1 protein-coding gene and 1 pseudogene are annotated in these 2,429 nt (G+C 45.2%); one reads left to right on the forward strand and one right to left on the reverse strand.

The window, feature by feature from the left end; translation table 11 throughout:
- Positions 1 to 128: pseudogene (locus tag FD744_RS25805) on the reverse strand (ABC transporter ATP-binding protein); the annotation flags it as partial.
- Positions 129 to 1,123: 995 nt separating this feature from the next.
- Here FD744_RS25805 and FD744_RS26035 point away from each other — a divergent pair.
- Positions 1,124 to 2,341, forward strand: a complete 1,218-nt coding sequence (locus FD744_RS26035; protein ID WP_373424456.1) for an RNA-directed DNA polymerase — start codon at positions 1,124 to 1,126, stop codon at positions 2,339 to 2,341.
- Positions 2,342 to 2,429 lie beyond the last annotated feature (88 nt).

The following is a 2,429-nucleotide window of genomic DNA, read 5'->3' on the forward strand; positions in this document are numbered from 1 at the left end:
ACCAGATCCAGCATGCGCCGTGCTTCGGCCTGCGCTTGTTGGTGGCTTTTGCCCTGATGTAAACGGATGGATTCGGCGATCTGCTCGCCCACGGTAAACACCGGGTTAAGCGAGGTCATCGGCTCCTCCACTGTTATCAGCACTGAATTCCCGAAATTCCAGCTTCATTTCTCCCGACACTCCTACTTATTGGCCAACAGATCCAAACCGCAGCCCTGACCTCCTTGACTTCTTCATCCATGCCGGCTTAGGCCCTCTAAATCACTCCATTGAACGCCTTGATGACCTCTCCTCTGATCACAGTCCACTAATCCTAAACCTTTCCCTTTCCCCAATTCCTAAACTTCCTCCACCTTCATTCATCAGAGGACCAGTTGACTGGAATCACTTCCGCCAAATACTAACATATGCCATAGACCTCAAAGTATCCCTTAAAACACCCAAAGACCTTGACGATGCTGTAAATTCCTTTACTACCCTGATCCAGCATGCAGTTTGGACTGCATCCTCCCCTCCTGCTTCCACTAAATGTAGCAAGAAAAATCCTTTACCCCCAGACCTATCAGAACTTATCCATTCCAAACGTCGTTCCAGAACCCTTTGGCAAAGAACCAGGCATCCTGATGATCGGAAATTATACAACCATTATACCAAGCTAGTTAAAAAGAAATTGGCTAACTTCAGATCCCAATCCTATAATTCCCACCTTTCCTCACTATCTGCTTACGATAACTCCCTCTGGAATGTTACTAAAAAAATCTTAAAATACCATCCTATTTCCCATCCACTCCGACGCGAAGATGGTTCCTGGGCCGCGTCAGATGAAAGCAGATCAGAAGAATTTGCCAAACACCTCTCCAAAACATTTATCCCCCACCCCGAAATCCATTCCACCCACACAGCAAAAGCTAACGACTTCCTTACCTCACCGATTCCTCTATCCTTACCTTCCAAAGCAGTCAACCCCTCTGAGGTAAAATTTCTCCTAGACAAGTTAAAAACCCGAAAATCTCCAGGATATGATCTCCTCACCTCCCAGATCCTTCGCCAACTTCCACAAAAAGCGATTGTATTCCTCACTTACCTATACAATTGCATCCTTCGCACAACCCATTTTCCCCTGATGTGGAAACACTCCATAATTATCCTTTTCCTAAAACCTGGTAAACCAGTCAATAATGTTTCATCCTATAGGCCAATAAGTCTACTTCCGATTCTTTCAAAAATTTTTGAAAAGATCCTCCTCAAACGTATCCTACTTATCCTTGAATCCCATAACATTCCTCCACACCAGTTTGGGTTTCGCTCACGACACTCTACTGTTCAACAAGGCCTTCGTGTAGTTGATCACATATCCCATGCACTTGAAAGCAAGCAATACTGCACAGGCGCATTTCTGGACGTAGCACAAGCCTTCGACCGGGTATGGCATGAAGGCCTGCTTTGCAAGCTAAAAATCCTATTACCCCAATCCTTATACCTAGTCCTCCGATCCTACCTCTCTAACCGTTCCTTCCGAGTCCGCTGCGGCACCGAATTTTCCAGTTGTTATCCAATCGAGGCAGGTGTTCCGCAAGGCAGTGTCCTGGGCCCTGTTCTCTACATTTTGTACACCTCTGATATCCCTACCAACCCCTATACCTTCCTGGCAACTTTTGCCGATGATACAGCTATCCTATCGTCCCATCCAGATCCTCAAACAGCTTCCCTTAACCTACAATGTCACCTCTCCCAGATCGAAGATTGGTGCAATGAATGGAGAATAAAGATCAACGAATTAAAATGCAAGCAGGTGACATTTACCCTTCGCCGCAGATCCTGCCCACCCATCCTTTTCAATGACATACCTCTACCCATATCCGACACAGTGCGGTATCTTGGTTTCCTCCTTGACAAAAGACTAACTTGGAACCCACACACGAGACTTAAAAGACAAGAACTAAACAGAAGATACAGCCAACTATACAGACTACTAAACCGTAACTCACACCTTTCACTTGACAACAAACTCCTTATATACAAAACCATCCTGAAACCGATCTGGACCTACGGACTTGAACTGTGGGGAACTGCAAAACACACGAATATCAAACGTATTCAATCCTTCCAATCTAAAGTCCTCCGAACTATTGTCAATGCTCCCTATTATGTCTCCAATAAAACCCTACATAATGATCTTAATATACCATTTGTCCTCGACCTCATACCTTCGAAATTCTCGAAATTCCACCTAAACCTTTCCAATCATCCTAATCCTCTGGCTCAATCATTATCCACCATCACTCATCCCTATAATCCTCCTCGAAGGTTAAAACGGCAGTGGCCCCGAGACCTATTGTAAAAATATATATAAGATGGAGTACTGGTAATGGCCAGCATCTCTACTCATGACCTGTGAGTCTGCGGCCGTAGCGCTCCTACCCAGCTTC

It is taken from the genome of Pantoea sp. Taur, assembly GCF_009830025.1.
In the GTDB taxonomy this organism is placed as follows: Bacteria; Pseudomonadota; Gammaproteobacteria; order Enterobacterales; family Enterobacteriaceae; genus Pantoea; species Pantoea communis.